This is a genomic window from Janthinobacterium sp. Ant5-2-1, from assembly GCF_001445815.1.
Taxonomy (GTDB): Bacteria; Pseudomonadota; Gammaproteobacteria; order Burkholderiales; family Burkholderiaceae_D; genus Janthinobacterium; species Janthinobacterium lividum_E.
The window spans coordinates 1-16589 of record NZ_LNCE01000038.1; the positions used below are offsets into that span (position 1 = coordinate 1).

Annotated in this window: 17 protein-coding genes; 5 read left to right on the forward strand and 12 right to left on the reverse strand. The window is 61.2% G+C overall.

Annotation, left to right across the window (positions count from 1 at the left end):
- The first annotated feature begins 21 nt into the window (after nt 1-21).
- Nucleotides 22-915, forward strand: coding sequence for a YihY/virulence factor BrkB family protein (locus ASN89_RS13505; RefSeq protein ID WP_082654564.1), 894 nt, complete (start codon nt 22-24; stop codon nt 913-915).
- Nucleotides 916-1324: 409 nt separating this feature from the next.
- Here ASN89_RS13505 and ASN89_RS13510 read toward each other — a convergent pair whose 3' ends face one another.
- From ASN89_RS13510 to ASN89_RS13535, 6 genes are all read right to left on the reverse strand, one after another.
- Nucleotides 1325-2452: an acyl-CoA dehydrogenase family protein gene (locus ASN89_RS13510; protein WP_058049617.1), complete on the reverse strand. Its 1128-nt coding sequence runs from the start codon at nt 2450-2452 to the stop codon at nt 1325-1327.
- Nucleotides 2453-2490: 38 nt separating this feature from the next.
- Nucleotides 2491-3159, reverse strand: a complete 669-nt coding sequence (locus ASN89_RS13515; protein ID WP_058049618.1) for an SDR family oxidoreductase — start codon at nt 3157-3159, stop codon at nt 2491-2493.
- Between the two features lie 79 nt (nt 3160-3238).
- On the reverse strand, nt 3239-4435 hold the full coding sequence (locus ASN89_RS13520) for an acetyl-CoA C-acyltransferase (RefSeq protein WP_058049619.1): 1197 nt from the start codon (nt 4433-4435) through the stop codon (nt 3239-3241).
- Complete coding sequence (gene aceK / locus ASN89_RS13525; protein WP_058049620.1) at nt 4432-6231, reverse strand: bifunctional isocitrate dehydrogenase kinase/phosphatase; 1800 nt, start codon at nt 6229-6231, stop codon at nt 4432-4434. The genes ASN89_RS13520 and aceK overlap by 4 nt, the downstream gene beginning before the upstream one ends.
- A gap of 53 nt (nt 6232-6284) precedes the next feature.
- Nucleotides 6285-7469 (reverse strand): isovaleryl-CoA dehydrogenase, encoded by a 1185-nt coding sequence (locus ASN89_RS13530; protein WP_034753750.1) that lies wholly within the window; start codon nt 7467-7469, stop codon nt 6285-6287.
- A 123-nt stretch (nt 7470-7592) separates the two neighbouring features.
- Entirely contained in the window at nt 7593-7997 is a 405-nt protein-coding gene (locus ASN89_RS13535) for a MerR family transcriptional regulator (RefSeq protein ID WP_058049621.1), read from the reverse strand.
- A 711-nt stretch (nt 7998-8708) separates the two neighbouring features.
- Here ASN89_RS13535 and ASN89_RS13540 point away from each other — a divergent pair.
- Entirely contained in the window at nt 8709-9116 is a 408-nt protein-coding gene (locus ASN89_RS13540) for a hypothetical protein (RefSeq protein WP_034753756.1), read from the forward strand.
- 62 nt (nt 9117-9178) lie between these two features.
- On the opposite strand, the gene ASN89_RS29170 is transcribed toward ASN89_RS13540, so the two are convergent.
- The 6 genes from ASN89_RS29170 to ASN89_RS13570 form a co-directional block, all read right to left on the reverse strand.
- On the reverse strand, nt 9179-9589 hold the full coding sequence (locus ASN89_RS29170) for a hypothetical protein (RefSeq protein WP_162531886.1): 411 nt from the start codon (nt 9587-9589) through the stop codon (nt 9179-9181).
- A 97-nt stretch (nt 9590-9686) separates the two neighbouring features.
- On the reverse strand, nt 9687-10301 hold the full coding sequence (locus ASN89_RS13550) for a UbiX family flavin prenyltransferase (protein ID WP_058049622.1): 615 nt from the start codon (nt 10299-10301) through the stop codon (nt 9687-9689).
- Complete coding sequence (grxD, locus tag ASN89_RS13555) at nt 10294-10605, reverse strand: Grx4 family monothiol glutaredoxin (protein ID WP_034753766.1); 312 nt, start codon at nt 10603-10605, stop codon at nt 10294-10296. The genes ASN89_RS13550 and grxD overlap by 8 nt, the downstream gene beginning before the upstream one ends.
- 105 nt (nt 10606-10710) lie before the next feature.
- Nucleotides 10711-11181 carry a GNAT family N-acetyltransferase gene (locus ASN89_RS13560; RefSeq protein ID WP_058049623.1) on the reverse strand — a complete coding sequence of 157 codons (471 nt, stop codon included), beginning with the start codon at nt 11179-11181 and terminating at the stop codon, nt 10711-10713.
- A gap of 4 nt (nt 11182-11185) precedes the next feature.
- On the reverse strand, nt 11186-13534 hold the full coding sequence (locus ASN89_RS13565) for a Tex family protein (RefSeq protein WP_058049624.1): 2349 nt from the start codon (nt 13532-13534) through the stop codon (nt 11186-11188).
- Nucleotides 13535-13628: 94 nt separating this feature from the next.
- Nucleotides 13629-13994 (reverse strand): hypothetical protein, encoded by a 366-nt coding sequence (locus ASN89_RS13570; RefSeq protein WP_152988559.1) that lies wholly within the window; start codon nt 13992-13994, stop codon nt 13629-13631.
- A gap of 260 nt (nt 13995-14254) precedes the next feature.
- On the opposite strand from ASN89_RS13570, the gene ASN89_RS13575 reads away from it, so the two are divergent.
- From ASN89_RS13575 to ASN89_RS13585, 3 genes are read left to right on the forward strand one after another with little or no spacing between them, the layout of a single operon-like run.
- The gene (locus ASN89_RS13575) at nt 14255-14917 is read left to right on the forward strand and encodes a secretin and TonB N-terminal domain-containing protein (RefSeq protein ID WP_161911771.1); all 663 of its coding nucleotides are present in this window, start codon (nt 14255-14257) and stop codon (nt 14915-14917) included.
- A 2-nt stretch (nt 14918-14919) separates the two neighbouring features.
- Nucleotides 14920-15477 carry an RNA polymerase sigma factor gene (locus tag ASN89_RS13580; protein ID WP_034753775.1) on the forward strand — a complete coding sequence of 186 codons (558 nt, stop codon included), beginning with the start codon at nt 14920-14922 and terminating at the stop codon, nt 15475-15477.
- Nucleotides 15470-16417: a FecR family protein gene (locus ASN89_RS13585; protein ID WP_058049627.1), complete on the forward strand. Its 948-nt coding sequence runs from the start codon at nt 15470-15472 to the stop codon at nt 16415-16417. Before ASN89_RS13580 ends, ASN89_RS13585 begins: the two co-directional genes overlap by 8 nt.
- Nucleotides 16418-16589: the final 172 nt, after the last annotated feature.

Sequence of the window (16589 nt, forward strand, 5' to 3'; positions counted from 1 at the left end):
CCCTTCTTCCCCGCATCCGACATGATCAACCGCCACGCCAGTACCTACATCCTCAGCCACCCGCTGGCCTTCACGCTGCAGGTGCTGAAGGGTTTCCGCGCCAACCAGGGCTTGCTGCTGGCGGGCGCCGTCGCGTATTACTCGCTGCTGTCCATCGTGCCCTTGCTGATGCTGGTGGTCGTGGCCCTGTCGCACGTGATTGCGCAGGATGAATTGTTGCAAACCATAGGCCATTATCTGGAATGGCTGGTGCCGGGGCAATCGAAAGCCATCGTGGCGGAAGTAGCGCATTTCCTCAACAACCGCGGCGTAATCGGCTGGCTCTTGCTGCTGAGCATGCTGTTTTTCAGTTCGCTGGCGTTTACCGTGCTGGAAAACGCCATGAGCGTGATCTTCATCCACCGCGTGGCCATCCGCCGCCGTCATTTCCTCATTTCCGCCGTGCTGCCGTACTGCTACATCTTGTGCCTGGGTATCGGTATTTTGCTGATCACCCTGGTGGCGGGCAGCCTGCAAGTGATGGGGGAGGAAAGCGTGCGTTTCTTGCGTCATGACTGGGGCCTGGAGGGCGTGTCCGGCGTGCTGTTGTATTTGCTGGGGCTGGCGGGTGAAATTCTGGTGCTCAGTTCGATCTACCTGGTCATGCCGGTGGGGCGATTATCGATCACGCATGCGCTGATCGGCGGCGTGACGGCGGCCCTGCTGTGGGAAATTGCGCGCCACGTGCTGGTCTGGTATTTCTCTACCTTGTCGCAGGTGAATATTGTCTACGGCTCGATGACGACGGCTATCGTCGTCATGTTCAGCCTGGAAATCGGCGCCACCTTGCTGTTGCTGGGCGCGCAAGTGATTTCCGAATACGAAAGAGTGGCCCGTGGCGGCGAAGAAGACAAGCCGCTGGCGCTAAGGACTTGATTTAAAAAGATTATTGCACCGCACAAAAAGCTGTGCTATACTCCGCTCAGTGATTGAGATTTGGCAGCAAATTATCTCACCATCCAGTTTCAGCGCGGCGACCGACAGGTGTAATGTCGATGGCGTGACAGTGCGAAGAAATGGATTTTGTAATTCCGGATACGATGGTCGATTTACACTTGGAGTCACCATGCAGATAGCATGGGAGTCCGAAAATCAGGAGGCACTTTGCAGATAGCACTGGCGTCCATGACACGATTAAAGCATTGGTAATACATTGGAACAAGCCCGCGTTTTAGCGGGCTTTTTTTCGTCCATAGTTGGCGTATGGGGTCAGACCCACAACACCGCTAACGCAAAGCTTCGCGCCAACACATGTGGGGGTCTGACCCCAGCCTTTGCCTGGGGTTTATAACGCCCGCGCAATCAAGATTTTCTGAATATCGCTGGTCCCCTCATAAATCTGGCACACGCGCACGTCGCGGTAGATGCGCTCGACGGGGAAGTCGGACACATAACCATAGCCGCCGTGCACCTGAATGGCGTCCGAACACACTTTTTCCGCCATTTCCGACGCAAACAGCTTGGCCATGGCCGCTTCCTTCAGGCAGGGCAGGCCCGCATCCTTCATGGCTGCCGCGTGGCGGATCAGCTGGCGCGCCGCTTCGATCTGCGTGGCCATGTCGGCCAGGCGGAATTGCACGGCCTGGTGTTCATAGATGGGTTTGCCGAAACTTTCGCGCTCGCGCGCATAGCTCAGGGCCGCTTCATACGCGGCGCGCGCCATGCCCACGGCTTGCGAGGCGATGCCGATGCGTCCGCCTTCCAGGCCGGACAGGGCGATCTTGTAGCCTTGTCCTTCTTCGCCGATCAAATTTTCCGCCGGGATGCGGCAATTGTCGAACAGGATTTGCGCCGTGTCCGACGAGTGCTGGCCCATCTTCTGTTCCAGTCCTGCCACGATGTAGCCAGGCGTGTTCGTCGGCACCCAGAAGGCGCTGATGCCGCGCTTGCCGGCCGCCTTGTCGGTGACGGCCATGACGATGGCCACGTCCGCATACTTGCCGCTGGTAATGAACTGCTTGGTGCCGTTGAGTACGTATTCATTGCCGTCGCGGGTGGCCGTCGTGCGCAGGGCCGAGGCGTCGCTGCCCGTGTGCGGTTCCGTCAGGCAAAATGCACCGAGCATCGTGCCTTGCGCCAGCGGGCGCAGCCATTGTTCCTTTTGCGCGTCGTTGGCGTACATCATGGCGATGCTGCAGACGGGGCAATTGTTGACGGAAATGATGGTCGACGTGCCGCCATCGCCGGCGGCGATTTCTTCCAGTACCAGGGCCAGCGATACATAGTCGAGGCCGGCGCCACCGAGTGCTTCCGGCACGGCCACGCCAAAGGCGCCCAGCGCGGCCAGTTCCTGCAATTCTTCTTTCGGGAAATGATGTTCCTTGTCCCAGCGGGCCGCATTGGGTGCCAGGCGCTCGCGCGAAAAACTGCGCAGCGCTTCCTGGATCATCGATTGTTCTTCATTGAGTATCATGGGACGTCGTCTCGTTTGTTTTTATAGTGTGGGTGGGATTACCAGCCGATGGGCTTGCCATCGTAATTGCGGAACACGGCCTTGTCCGTGGCCGGCAGGCTGGCCAGAGTGGCGCGGATGCCGGCAGCGCTTTGCTCGGGGGAAAGGTCGGCGCAGGCGCCGCCCATGTCCGTGCGTACCCAGCCCGGGTGGAAGGCCACGCAGCTGACGCCTTGCGGGCCATGCACGAGGGACGTGTCGATCAGCACGGAATTCAGGGCCGCCTTGCTGGCGCGGTACAGCGAGCCGCTGGGATTGCCCCGCTCGCTCAGGGAGCCCATGTGTGAGGACAGCACGGCCAGTTTCCCTTTGGCATTGCCTACCAGCGGCGCCAGGAGCGGCAGCAGCCGCATGGCCGCCAGCACGTTCGTGTGCATGACGGCATCGAAATCTTCTTGCGTGGGGGTACCATCGTGACGCGGGCCATACACGCCCGCGTTGAGGATGGCCACGTCGAGTTTTTCATCGTCGAGCTTCCAGCCCAGGCCGGCACAGCCTTCCACGTCCGTCACGTCGAGCCGGTGCGCTTCCGCGCCCAGTTGCGCGAGGGCGTCGCAAGCGTCTTGCGTGCGCGCCGTGGCGATCACTCGCCAGCCGTCGTGGCGGTATTGACGGACGATTTCGTGGCCGATGCCGCGCGAGGCGCCGATGATCAATGCAGTAGGCATGTGTTCTCCCTGAGTAATCAATGAAAAGGCGCGCAGCGAGCATGTCCACACCGCGCGCGCCTGTCGTCAACAGAGCAGCTTATACCAGTTCGATCGCCATCGCCGTCGCTTCGCCGCCGCCGATGCACAAGGCTGCCACGCCGCGCTTGCCGCCGGTTTTTTTCAAGGCGCCCAGCAGGGTGACGATGATGCGCGCGCCCGAGGCGCCGATCGGGTGCCCCAGCGCGCATGCGCCGCCGTGGATGTTGATCTTGCTGTGCGGAATATCGAGGTCGTGCATGGCGGCCATCGGCACGGCCGCGAACGCTTCATTGATCTCGAATAAGTCGACATTGCTGCTGCTCCAGCCCGTCTTGGCGTACAGCTTTTTCACCGCGCCGATGGGGGCCGTGGTGAATTCGTTCGGCGCCTGCGCATGCGTGGCGTGGCCGTGGATTTTCGCGATGACGGTGCAGCCGAGCTTTTTCGCCGTCGATTCGCGCATCAGCACGAGGGCTGCCGCGCCGTCGTTGATCGACGAAGACGAGGCGGCCGTGATCGTGCCATCTTTCTTGAAGGCGGCTTTCAAGGTGGGGATTTTTTCCAGGCGGGCTTTTTGCGGGCCTTCATCGATGCTGACGACGGTGTCGCCGCCGCGGCCAGAAACGGTCACGGGGGCGATTTCCCACTCAAAACTGCCATCCTTGGTGGCCGCTTGCGCGCGTTTCACGGATTCGATGGCAAACGCATCCTGCGCTTCGCGCGTGAAGGCGTACTGGCTGGCGCACTCTTCGGCAAACGTGCCCATCGAGCGGGCATTGCCCTTTTCATCGCGGCTGTAAGCGTCTTCCAGGCCATCCATCATCATGTGGTCATAGATCATGCCGTGGCCGATGCGGTAGCCGCCGCGCGCCTTCGGCACCAGGTAGGGGGCGTTGGTCATCGATTCCATGCCGCCCGCCACCACCACGTCGGCGCTGCCGGCGAGCAAGGTGTCGTGCGCGAACATGGTCGTCTGCATGGCCGAGCCGCACATTTTCGACAGGGTCACGGCGCCCGTGGAATCGGGCAAGCCCGCCTTGCGCAAGGCTTGACGCGCGGGGGCCTGGCCCTGACCGGCCATCAGGCAATTGCCGAAAAACACGTGTTCAACGGCGTCCGGTGCCACGCCGGCCCGTTCGACGGCGGCGCGGATGGCCACGGCGCCCAGGTCGCTGGCGGTGACGTTGGCAAAGTCGCCCTGGAAGGCGCCCATGGGGGTGCGCGCGGCACCGACGATTACGATTGGATCATTCATGTTGGATCTCCGGTTAAGGGTGGGGAGGGTGACTGCATACAAAAACGCAGGTGCTGCGGATAGGGGAAGACGTCCTCGATATGGCCGTCTTCAATGCGCTGCTTGCGCGCCTGCCAGTATTGCGCCGTCAGCAGGTCGGCATGGTGTTGCATGAAATAGCGGCGGATGCGGGGATTGCCCAGCAGGAAGGTGCCGAATTGTTCGGGAAACACATCGTGCTTGCCGATGGGATACCACGGTTCGGCCGACATTTCCTCCTCCTCCGTGCACGCCTCGGGGATGACGCGGAACTGGCAATCGGTGATGTACTCGATTTCATCGTAATCGTAAAAAACGACGCGCTGATGACGGGTCACGCCAAAGTTTTTATACAGCATGTCGCCCGGGAAAATATTCGCCGCCACCAGTTCCTTGATGGCATTGCCGTACTCGACGATGGCGTGTTCGACCAGGTCGTCGCGGCCTTCTTTCTCGGCATTGCTCAGCCACATGTTCAGCGGCACCATGCGCCGCTCGATATACAGGTGGCGGATGATGATCTGCTCGTGGTCTTCCTCGATCAGCGAGGGGGCGAACTGTTTCAGCTCGGCCAGCAATTCATCGGCAAAACGGGCGCGGGGAAAGGCCACGTTGGAATATTCGAGCGTGTCGGCCATGCGGCCCACCCGGTCGTGGTGTTTCACCAGCAAGTACTTTTGCTGGACTTGCGCGCGCGTGGTTTCCTTGGGCGGCGGGAAAAAATCCTTGATGACCTTGAAGACATACGGAAACGAGGGCAGGGCAAACACCAGCATCACCAGGCCGCGGATGCCGGGCGCGCTTTCGAAGTGGTCCGATGAATGTTTCAAGTGCTGCAGGTAGTCGCGGTAAAACAGCGTCTTGCCCTGCTTCTGCAAGCCCAGGATCGTATAGATTTCGCTGCGCGGTTTGCGCGGCAGCAAACTGCGCAGGAATTGCACGTAGGCCGACGGCACTTCCATATCCACCAGGAAATAGGCGCGCGTAAATGAAAACAGCACGGCGATTTGCTGGTGCTCGAACAGCACCGTGTCGAGCACGAGCTTGCCGTGCCGGTTGTGCAGGATGGGCACGACAAATGGATATTCGCGGTTGCCGTTGATGCCCTTGCCAACCAGGTAGGCGCCCTTGTTGCGGTAAAACAAGCTGGTCAGGACCTGGATCTGGTGGTTCGGCTCGAGCCTGTCGCCGCCGAACAGCTGCTGCAGCCGCGCTTCCACCTGCGCCACGTCACGCTCGAGGTTGGCAAAGGCGCAGTCGAGCTGGAAGTCCGTCACCATGCATTGCAGGGTATGGCGCAAGCCATCCTTGCCCGGGTAATACACGCGGTAGGTGGGGACGGGGTCTTGCGTTTCGATATATTCCGTGGACACGACGGGACGTACGAAAATATAGTCGTTATTGAAATACGTGCGGTGGAGGATGTTGCAGCAGACGGAATTGAAGAAGGTTTCCGCCAGTTCCGGCTGCTTGTGTTCCGTCAGCATGCCGATGTAGTGCAGCTTCAGTTCGCGCCACACTTCGTCGCTCAACTCCGACTCTTCGTACTCATCTTCGAGCATCTGCACGCATTCCTGTACGCGCTTGTCATAAAAGTCGATGCGCTCGCGGGCCGCCGTTTGCGCCGGGGCCCAGGCGCCTTGCTCGAAATACTGCTTGGCTTGCTGGCTCGTTTCGCGGAACAAACGGTAATGCTTGTCGAAGCCGTCGCGGATGGTGCGCGCGATATCGAATGCAATCTGGGAAGAGAGCAATTTGGGGAAGGCAATGTGCGTCATATCTGTGCTCGCATGAATGGCTCATCACCCAGTCGATAACCGCGCGCCCGTGCTTACTTGGTTTCCGCAAACAGTTCGCGGCCTATCAGCATGCGGCGGATTTCGCTGGTCCCGGCGCCGATTTCATACAGTTTGGCATCGCGCCACAGGCGGCCGGCCGGATACTCATTGATGTAGCCGTTGCCGCCCAGGGCCTGGATCGCTTCGCCGGCCATCCAGGTGGCCTTCTCCGCACTATACAGAATGGCGCCGGCCGCATCCTTGCGCAACTGGCGCACGGCTTCCGGCGTGGTGGCGCGGTCGCAGGCCTGGCCCACGGCGTAGACATACGCCTTGCACGCCATCATGGTCGAATACATATCGGCCAGTTTGCCTTGCATCAACTGGAATTCGCCGATGGCCTGGCCGAATTGCTTGCGGTCATGTACGTAAGGCACGACCAGGTCCATACAGGCTTGCATGATGCCCAGCGGGCCGCCGGACAGCACGGTGCGCTCGAAATCGAGGCCCGACATCAGCACATTGACGCCCTTGCCCAGGCCGCCCAGCACGTTTTCGGCCGGCACTTCGCAATCCTGGAACACCAGTTCGCCCGTGTGCGAGCCGCGCATGCCCAGCTTGTCGAGCTTTTGCGCGATGGAAAAGCCCTTGAAATTCTTTTCGATCAGGAAAGCCGTCATGCCGCGCGGACCCGCTTCCAGGTCGTTTTTCGCGTACACCACCAGCACGTCCGCGTCGGGGCCGTTGGTGATCCACATCTTGGTGCCGTTCAAGACCCAGCGGTCGCCCTTGAAGTCGGCGCGCAACTTCATGCTGACGACGTCCGAGCCCGCGTTCGGTTCCGACATGGCCAGCGCGCCGATGTGCTCGCCCGTGATCAGTTTCGGCAGGTATTTGGCTTTTTGCTCGGCCGTGCCGTTGCGCTTGATCTGGTTCACGCACAGGTTCGAGTGGGCGCCGTAGGACAGGCCGACGGAGGCCGAGGCGCGCGAGATTTCTTCCATGGCGATGATGTGCGCCAGGTAACCCATGCCGGCGCCGCCGTATTCTTCGCTGACGGTGATGCCGAGCAAGCCCATGTCGCCCATCTTGCGCCACAGGTCCATGGGGAACTGGTCCGTGCGGTCGATTTCGGCCGCGCGCGGCGCGATTTCGGCGGCGGCAAATTGTTGGATCGCTTCGCGCAAGGAGGCGATGTCGTCGCCGTGATCAAAGGTCAAGCCTGGGAGATGGAGCATGTCGTCCTCGTCGTTATAAGTGTGGCGGTCATGGGTGCCGGGTCAGTGAAGCTATGATACTCAGTTGTGACGTTTACGTAAACGTAAAGTAATGCGCGCGGCAGTTGTCCGCTGCCTGCGCCTTTAGCTGGTTTGCGCCTTATCAAGGTTCAGGTCCGCCAGCATGCGCGCGCACGCTTCTTCATGTGCGCTGATTTCTGCCAGCGCCATTTCAATGTCGATGCGCTGCTGCTCCAGGGTCTGCCGGTGCTGCGCCAGCACGCCCAGGAAGCGGTCCATCTGCGCCCGCGTATCCTTCGGCGACTCGTACATGTCGACCAGGCTCTTGATCTCCGACAACGCCAGGCCCAGGCGCTTGCCGCGCAGGGTCAGTTTCAAGCGGGTACGGTCGCGCGGCGTGTAGACGCGGTTGCGTCCGCCAGCGCCTTCGCGCTTCGGACTGAGCAAGCCCTGGTCTTCATAGAAACGGATGGCGCGCGCCGTGATGTCGAATTCCCGCGCCAGTTCGGTAATCGTATAGGTCGTCATGGGTGCGGGCGGTGTCGGTTGCATGGGTGGTCGGTCACTGGATGGGGGCTGCGAGGCAATGGTGGCAAAGTGCCGTTTACGTCAACGTCAATACTATTGTAGCGTGCCCTGCCCGTGCTGCAACAAAGAAAAAGGAGGTCGTGAACGGGAGAATTTGGCGAATCAGACAACAATTACTGAAAATAAATTGATTCTTCTTGCACAAACGCGCTTAAGATCGAGAGTTGGTGGCCAAGATGACACCAAAAAGAGCTTTCCTGGCATAACGGCGACATTCTTTTCGCTGCGATGGCAGTAAAATTTTTAGGCGCAGATTCTTTCCAATAGGCACGGTCAAAAAACAACGTTTCACCATGAGCACGTTGTTGATGTCGTTTCTATATTGGAAACAAAATGGCCCTTCTGAAAACTTTGTCTACGAGAAATTGTATGACATGGGCATTGCGTGTATCGGTAGAGGAGGGCATTATCCGATACCGTACGTTGTAATGCCAAACCGAGGCTTTGAATCGTGCTGCAGTGCGAAAATCAAGGCCAGCCGCGAATTTGACCCGAAGCCACGCAGAATCGCAAGAGAAAATTCGGCCCACTTTTTGACCTGAAAAGCCCGGCTGGAGTGTTAATTGTTAATTAATGCTCTTTTCAAATGTAACAATCTGTATGGTCATTCAAGAAACTGACTTTCATGTTACAACATGAAATAGTACACCTATGAATTCTTCTAACGAACGCGAAAGCTTCAGCCAGCGACTTCAGTTGGCTCTCAAAAACGCCCATTATTCTCCAGACAGCCCGACCAGACTGGCCCGGGAATTCAATATCCGTTTCGACGGGCGCCCGATTACCGTGCATGCAGCTAGGAAATGGTTAGTAGGTGAAGCAATTCCGACGCAAGAGAAATTGCGCATGATTGCCCAATGGTTGGGCGTTCCGGCGGAATGGTTGCGTTTTGGCGGCCCGGAAAGTGCCACGCCGAACGGTGAAGCGGGCAGCGCTTTGTCGCGTTTTGAGTCCGCCGATGTGAAATTAATTGCCGATTTGCAAAGATTAGATGAACATCATCGTCAAATCGCGCGAGAATTTATTCGCATGCTGGTACGAGTCAACTACCAAAAGTAAGCATCCAGGCCCTCCCCGGCCGGCACCGTCCGCCTTTCGCTGGCGGTGCTCCCCCTGTCCTTTTATTTGCGCAAGGTCATACTGGAGACATGATTTTGCCGCACAATAAGACCTCGCATGTTGCGCTGCAGCGGAATTATTTGACAATAATCCCGCGTGCGGCGGCGCAGCGGCCAATACCAGCGCATAATCACATCAGAAGCAGCCAGTTCATCCACTACGGAGCCGAGCATTTGAGCCGTCTTATGAAAAGTAACTACAGCAATACCGCGCAGCTGAAGGACTTGATGACCGTGCCCCCCATGACTGCCGCGCAACATGCGGAAGTGATGCGCAAACGGATCGCCCACCGCAGGATGGTTGAAGAAGCCAGGGATTTGAAGCAGGCAAGTGCCACGCAGTTCGAAAAACGCTAGTGGTGGATGCCTGACCAAAGCTACTGCGCGTCGCGCTTTGCGGCCGGCGATGCTCACCGTGCTTCAGCACGGTTGCGCTTCTCGGCCACAAATCACTGACGCTCGCTACGCTTTTGTCAGGCATCGTGGCGTGCGTAGTTGGTGATGTAGTCTGTTAGTTTGTTGCTGGCTGGTCTGGCGTTTTCAAACCATTCCACCGTGGCGCCAGGCTGTGCTCGATGCCAAGCAGGTCGATGACGCGCGCCACCGTATGGTCGACCATCTCCGCGATGCTCTGCGGGTGGTGGTAGAAGCTCGGCAAGGGCGGGAAGATGATGCCGCCCATTTCGGTCACGGCCGTCATATTGCGCAGGTGCGCCAGGTTGAACGGCGTTTCGCGCACCATCAGGATCAGGCGGCGGCGCTCCTTGAGCACCACATCGGCTGCCCGCGTGATCAAATTATCCGACAAGCCATGGGCGACGGCCGCCAGGGTCTTCATCGAGCACGGTGCGACGACCATGCCATCCGATTGAAACGAGCCGCTGGCGATAGAGGCGCCGATGTCGCGCAGCTTGTGCACCACGTGCGCCTGCGCTTCGATTTCCTTGCGCCCCACACCCGTTTCCTGGTGCAGGGTCAGTACGGCCGCATCCGACAAGACCAGATGCGTTTCGACGCCGGGGGTGGCGCCTAGCAATTGCAGCAGCCGCAAGCCATACACGGCGCCCGTGGCGCCCGTGATGGCCACGACGATACGGCGCGGCCGCTGCGTTTGGCTATCAGGCATCCAGCAGGGACTTCAGTTCGCCCGATTCAAACATTTCATTCATGATATCGGAACCACCGATGAACTCGCCTTTGACGTACAGCTGCGGAATGGTTGGCCAGTTCGAGTAATCCTTGATGCCCTGGCGCACTTCCGGGTCATCCAGCACGTTGACGGTGGCGATGTTTTCCACGCCGCACGCTTTCAGGATCTGGATGGCGCGGCCGGAAAAGCCGCACTGCGGGAACTGGGCCGTGCCCTTCATGAACAGCACGACTGGCGTGTTCGTCACGGTTTCTTTGATCCAGGTTTGTACGTCGCTCATAGCTGCCTCTGATGGGTAAATAAATAGATGCCGTCATTTTATAAGAAAACGCCGGCACGGGTATGCGCTCAAGTCATAAATCGGGCAAGTCAGCCACGTTGACGCTTATAAGGTCTTGCCCAGACACATCGATTGTGCCGCGCCCACGTATTTGCCCCAGGCAATGACGGGTGCATAGCCGTGCTTGGCATAAAACGCCACGGCGCGGCTATTTGCCACGCGGGTGGACAGGTGCAGGGCCTGGTAGCCATGCCGGCGCGCCTGCGCCTCCACATGGGCCAGCAGGGCCGCGCCCACGCCAGCGGAACCCGGGCGCGCATACATGCGCTTGAGTTCGCCTATGGTGCTGTCCGCTTCGCCCAGCGGGCGCAGGGCGGCGCAGCCCAGCAGTTCTCCGGCCGCATCGCGGGCCAGGTAAAAGCCGCCGCGCGGCGTGGCCGCTTCGATATCGAAGGAAGAACGGCCGCTGTCGCCATTGATGTGCAGCAGCGTGTCCGACAATGCATCGAGCAGCAACTGGGCATCGGCTCCGGCGGCGTCCACCGCCAGGATGATGAAGTCATGCCTGGCGGCCATGCACTTAACCGCGCAGCTTGGCGAACGCAGCGGCCATGCTGCCGGCAGGCTCGGGCGCGTTACGCGATTGCGACTGGTGCTGCGCCATGCTGCGGCGGTCATTGCGGTCGCCACGTTGCTCGGGCTTGCTGCCCGCTTGCGGCGCGCTGTCCGTCAAACGCATGGTCAGCGCGATGCGCTTGCGCTTCTCGTCGACTTCCAGCACCTTGACGCGCACGACCTGGCCAGCCTTCACCACCGTGTGCGGATCCTTGACGAATGTGTTCGACAGGGCCGAGATGTGCACGAGGCCATCCTGATGCACGCCGATGTCGACAAAGGCGCCAAAGGCGGCCACGTTGGTGACCACGCCTTCTAAAATCATGTCCGGACGCAAGTCGCGGATTTCTTCCACGCCTTCCTTGAAGGTGGCGGTGGTGAACTCCGGACGCGGGTCGCGGCCCGGCTTTTCCAGTTCCTTCAAAATGTCGGAAATGGTCGGCACGCCAAACGTTTCATCCGCGTATTTTGCCGGGCTCAAGGTTTTCAGCAAGGCTGTTTCGCCGATGACGGCCTTGATATCCTTCTTGATGTCCGCCAGGATCTTTTCCACCAGCGGGTACGATTCCGGGTGGACGGCCGAGGCGTCCAGCGGATTGTCGCCGCCCATCACGCGCAGGAAGCCGGCTGCCTGCTCATACGTCTTGTCGCCCAGGCGCGGCACGGCTTTCAAGGCTGCGCGCGAAGTGAACGCGCCCTTCATGTCGCGGTAGGTGACGATGCTTTGCGCCACGCTGGCCGACAGGCCGGACACGCGCGCCAGCAGTGGCGCCGACGCCGTATTGACGTCCACGCCGACGGCGTTCACGCAATCTTCCACCACGGCATCGAGCGAGCGTGCCAGCTGGCTTTGACTCACGTCATGCTGGTACTGACCCACCCCGATCGATTTCGGGTCAATCTTCACCAGTTCGGCCAGCGGGTCTTGCAGGCGGCGCGCGATCGAGACGGCACCGCGCAGGGACACGTCCATGTCCGGCAACTCTTTCGAGGCGAACTCGGATGCCGAATACACCGACGCGCCCGCTTCCGAGACGACGATCTTCGTCATCTTCGCTTCCGGATGCTGCTTGATCAAGTCCTGCGCCAACTTGTCCGTCTCGCGCGAGGCCGTGCCGTTGCCAATCGAAATCAAGGACACATTGTGCTTGGCGGCCAGGCGGCCCAGGGTGTGCAGCGAGCCGTCCCAGTCATTCTTCGGCTGGTGCGGATAGATCACGGCCGTGTCGACGACTTTACCGGTGGCATCGACGACAGCGACCTTGACGCCCGTGCGCAGGCCGGGATCGAGGCCCATGGTGGCGCGCTGGCCGGCTGGCGCGGCCAGCAGCAGCGCTTTCAGGTTGGTGGCGAACACGTTGATCGCGTCGAGTTCCGAGCGTTCGCGCAGCGCGCCCATCAGTTCCGTTTCCAGGTGCATGAAGCTTTTCACGCGCCAGGTCCAGCGTGCCGTGTCCGCCAGCCATTTGTCGGCCGGGCGGCCTTGTTGCTTGATGCCGAAGCGGGCGGCGATACGACCTTCGCACGGATTGTGCGGCGCATCCCATTTCGGTTTTTCCGCTTCCGTGTCCAGGCGCAGGGTGACGTCGAGGATGCCTTCGCGGCGGCCGCGCAGCAGCGCCAGCGCACGGTGCGAGGGGACTGTGGAAATGGTTTCCGAGTAATCGAAGTAATCGGCGAATTTTTCGCCTTCGTCCTGCTTGCCTTCCACCACTTTCGATTCGACGATGCCGTGTTCCTGCACGTATTCGCGCAAGGTTTGCAGCAAGGTCGCGTCTTCGGCGAAACGTTCCATCAAAATCTGGCGCGCGCCGTCGAGGGCCGCCTTGGTGTCAAGCACGCCCGGGTTGTTGCCGTCGGCACTAGTAAATGCGTCGCGCAGGAACTTGCCCGCTTCCGTTTCCGGCGTCAGTTCCGGGTTTTCCAGCAAGCCGTCGGCCAGCGGCATCAGGCCCGCTTCGATGGCGATCTGCGCCTTCGTGCGGCGCTTCTGTTTGTACGGCAGATACAAGTCTTCCAGGCGCGTCTTGTCTTCCGCGTGCATGACGGCGTCGAGCAGCTCGGGCGTCATCTTGTTCTGTTCCGTGATCGAGGCCACGATGGCGGCGCGCCGCTCTTCCAGTTCGCGCAGATAGCGCAGGCGCTCTTCGAGCAGGCGCAGCTGGATATCGTCGAGGCCGCCTGTCGCTTCCTTGCGGTAACGGGCGATGAAGGGCACGGTGGCGCCTTCGTCGAGCAGTTCGATGGCGGCGGCAACTTGCACCGGTTTGGCGGCAAGTTCAAGGGCAAGGCGTTGTTCGATAGTGGGCAGCATGGTTGTTTCCAGAGCGATCAAGCCTGGAATGATACGCAATCGGCGCGATTGCGCAATCTTGACAGCGCAAATGGACTGTGCGTTGACAACAAGGTCAACGTGGCGGCAGCAGCGGGCTGGCGGGCGGCGGAGCAGGCGGACGTTGCGGCGTGACGGACTTGCCGAAGGCATTGCCCATGCGGTGTTCGAGGGCGGCGCGGTTGTACAGGCCCAGCTGGTTCGACGGGCGCTGCATGACGGCTTCCGCGCCGGACAGGGCGGGCGGCTGCCGGTTCATGGTGTTGCTATTCGGCAATAATTTTTCACTCAAACAAGACATCGATTGCGTGCGCTGGCCATGGACTTCCACCTCGACGCAGCCCTTCTGCGGGGCGGGGGCTTGCACGACGACGGTGTGCTCGTCCGCCTGCGCGGGCAGGGCGGCGCAAGCGAATAAAACAGTCAAGAACAGGCGTGCCATGGCGGCTCCCGGAGCGGTGGAATCAGCCTCCAGCATAGCAAGGTCATGTGTCGCGGCGATGACACGGGCCGGAATGCGGGCTGGCGCCATGTCATGCACTTGTCATTTTATGAAGCTACCATCTTGCCATTCTGCAGACAACATTGCAGTCAAGACACTTCATAAGCAGGCTTTCTCGTTGATTTCCCTGGAAAATGACACTAACCCACCGCCGCGCCGCAACGGGCAATGCCCTGTCCGCCTGCTTGCTGATGACATTCATGACATTGATGACATTCGTGCGACCGGCTGCCAGTGCGGACGGGGCTGACGCCAGCACACATGCAACTCTGCGTTTCGACTTGCCCGCCCAGCCGCTTGACGCGGCCCTGGTGGCGTTTGGCGAAGTGACCGGGTATTCCGTGCTCGTCAGCAGTCAACTGGCGGCCGGCAGAGTGGCCTCGCCCGTGCGCGGCGACTACACGCCAGCCGAAGCGCTGCAGCGTTTGCTGGCGGGTACGCAACTGGGCGCGCGTTTCAGCGGCAGCAATGCCTTCACCTTGCTGGCGCTGGCCGACGCCCCTGTGGCGCCGCCGCCCGTGCCGGCCGAAGCTGCGCCCGCCGCCGCACCATTGCAAGGCTACGCGGCCGTCCTGCAGCGCTCGCTCACGCGCGCCCTGTGTCGCTTGCATCCGGACGCTTTCGGCCGCTACCGCCTGGCCTTCCAGCTGTGGCTCGACGAGCGGGGCAAGGTGCGCGCCGTGCACGTGCTCGAACCGAGCGGCGTGGAACAGCGCGACCGCGCCGTGCTGCAGCGCCTGCGCAGCCTGCTGATCGATGGCGCGCCGCCGGCCGGCTTGCCGCAGCCGCTGACGATTTTACTGACGCCGCGGCCCGATCCCGATGCCGATTGCGCGCCCTACCTCTTGCCTGGGGCGTCCTGACCATGTCGGATTTGCTGAAAGCTACCTTGCGCAAGCTGTTCCTGGAACGCTACGGACAGTTTCGCCGCCATCTGCAGCGCCGCCTCGGTTCGGAAGACCTGGCCAATGACGCGCTGCATGAAACGTATTTGCGGGTGGAGCGGATGACGGCGCCCGAGGCGATCAGCTACCCGTCCGCGTATCTGATGCGCATCGCCATCAACATTGCGGAAGATCAACGCCGTGACAATGCGCGCTTGCTCAGCCTGCCCGATATCGACGATCTGTACGAGATGGCCGACGAGCTGGCTGACCCGGCCCGCACCTTCAGCGCGCGCGCCGAACTCGAAGAACTGGAACGGGCCTTGCAGGAGTTGCCGAAACGCCGGCGCGCCATCGTCATCGCCGCCCGCGTCGACCAGTTGCCGCACCGTGATATCGCCGAGCGCTTCGGCATTTCCGCCCGCACGGTGGAGAAGGAATTGCGCGCCGGACTCGAACATTGTTGTGAGCGCATGGGACGCGATTTCATCCAGCGCTTCGGTCCCGGCGCGGGAAAAACGTCTAAACATCATGATTGAACAAACGGAAGACGACATGGGTGTCATCCAGAAGGAAGCGCAGGCGTGGGTCGTGCGCCTGGCCTCGGGCCAGGTCAGCGAGCGCGACGCGCAAGTGTTCCGTCACTGGTGCGCGCGCAGCCGCAAGCATGCGACGGCGTTTGCCGAGGCGCGCGCCGTGTGGGGCGCCATGGCGCCGGCCGCGCGCGCCGTCAAGCGGGCGCAGGCACCTGTCAACGTGGCGCGGCGCGCCTGGCTCGGCGGCGCCGTCGCCGCTTCGCTGGGCTTGCTGGTGCTGCGCCCGCCCACGGACCTGTGGCCGGCCGTGGCCGGTCTTGCCGCCGACTACGCCACGGGCACGGGCGAGCAGCGCGAAGTGGCGTTTGAAGGCGGCGTGCTGGTGCAGATGAATACGCAGACGCGACTCGATGTGGCGCCCGTGCAGGACGGCGCCGCAGCGCTGGTGCTGCTGGCGGGCGAAGCGGAATTCCAGGCCGGCTTGCGCGGCGCGGCGAGCGTGCGCGTGCAGGCGGGCGACGGCATGGTGTCGGCCGGCAGCGCGCGTTTCAATATCCGCCTGTTTGGCCAGGAAGTGTGCGTGACATGCCTGGCGGGCCGCCTGCGCGTGGCGCAGGCCGGCAACGATGCGGAACTGGCGGCCGGCCAGCAGCTGCGCTACCGGCCCGAGCATTTCGGCATCGCGCGCGCAGTGGCAAAAAGCGACGTCAGCGCGTGGCGCCAGCGCCTGCTGGTCTTCAAGCAAAGCACTTTGGCCGAGGTGGTGGATGAAGTGAACCGCTACCGTCCCGGCAAGCTGATCCTCAATGGCGACGTCTTGAAACAGGCACGCGTGCAAGCGAGCTTTTCGCTCGACCGCCTCGATGACGTGATCGCCCTGATCCAGGACGCGTATGGCGCGCGCGTGACGCGTTTGCCGGGCGGCATCGTGCTGTTCGGCTGAGCCCCGCCTTGGCGCGCCGAGGCGATCAGCCAATTATGACATTTTCATGACCTTTTGCAGTCCCGGACCTTGTTCCCTGTCAATGCTGCTGGAAGCCGCGAATCAGTGCCTGCCGCCCGCCCCGTGCGTGCCGCGCGCCGCCTCGCGATATCGGTCAGCAACGGAACATGAA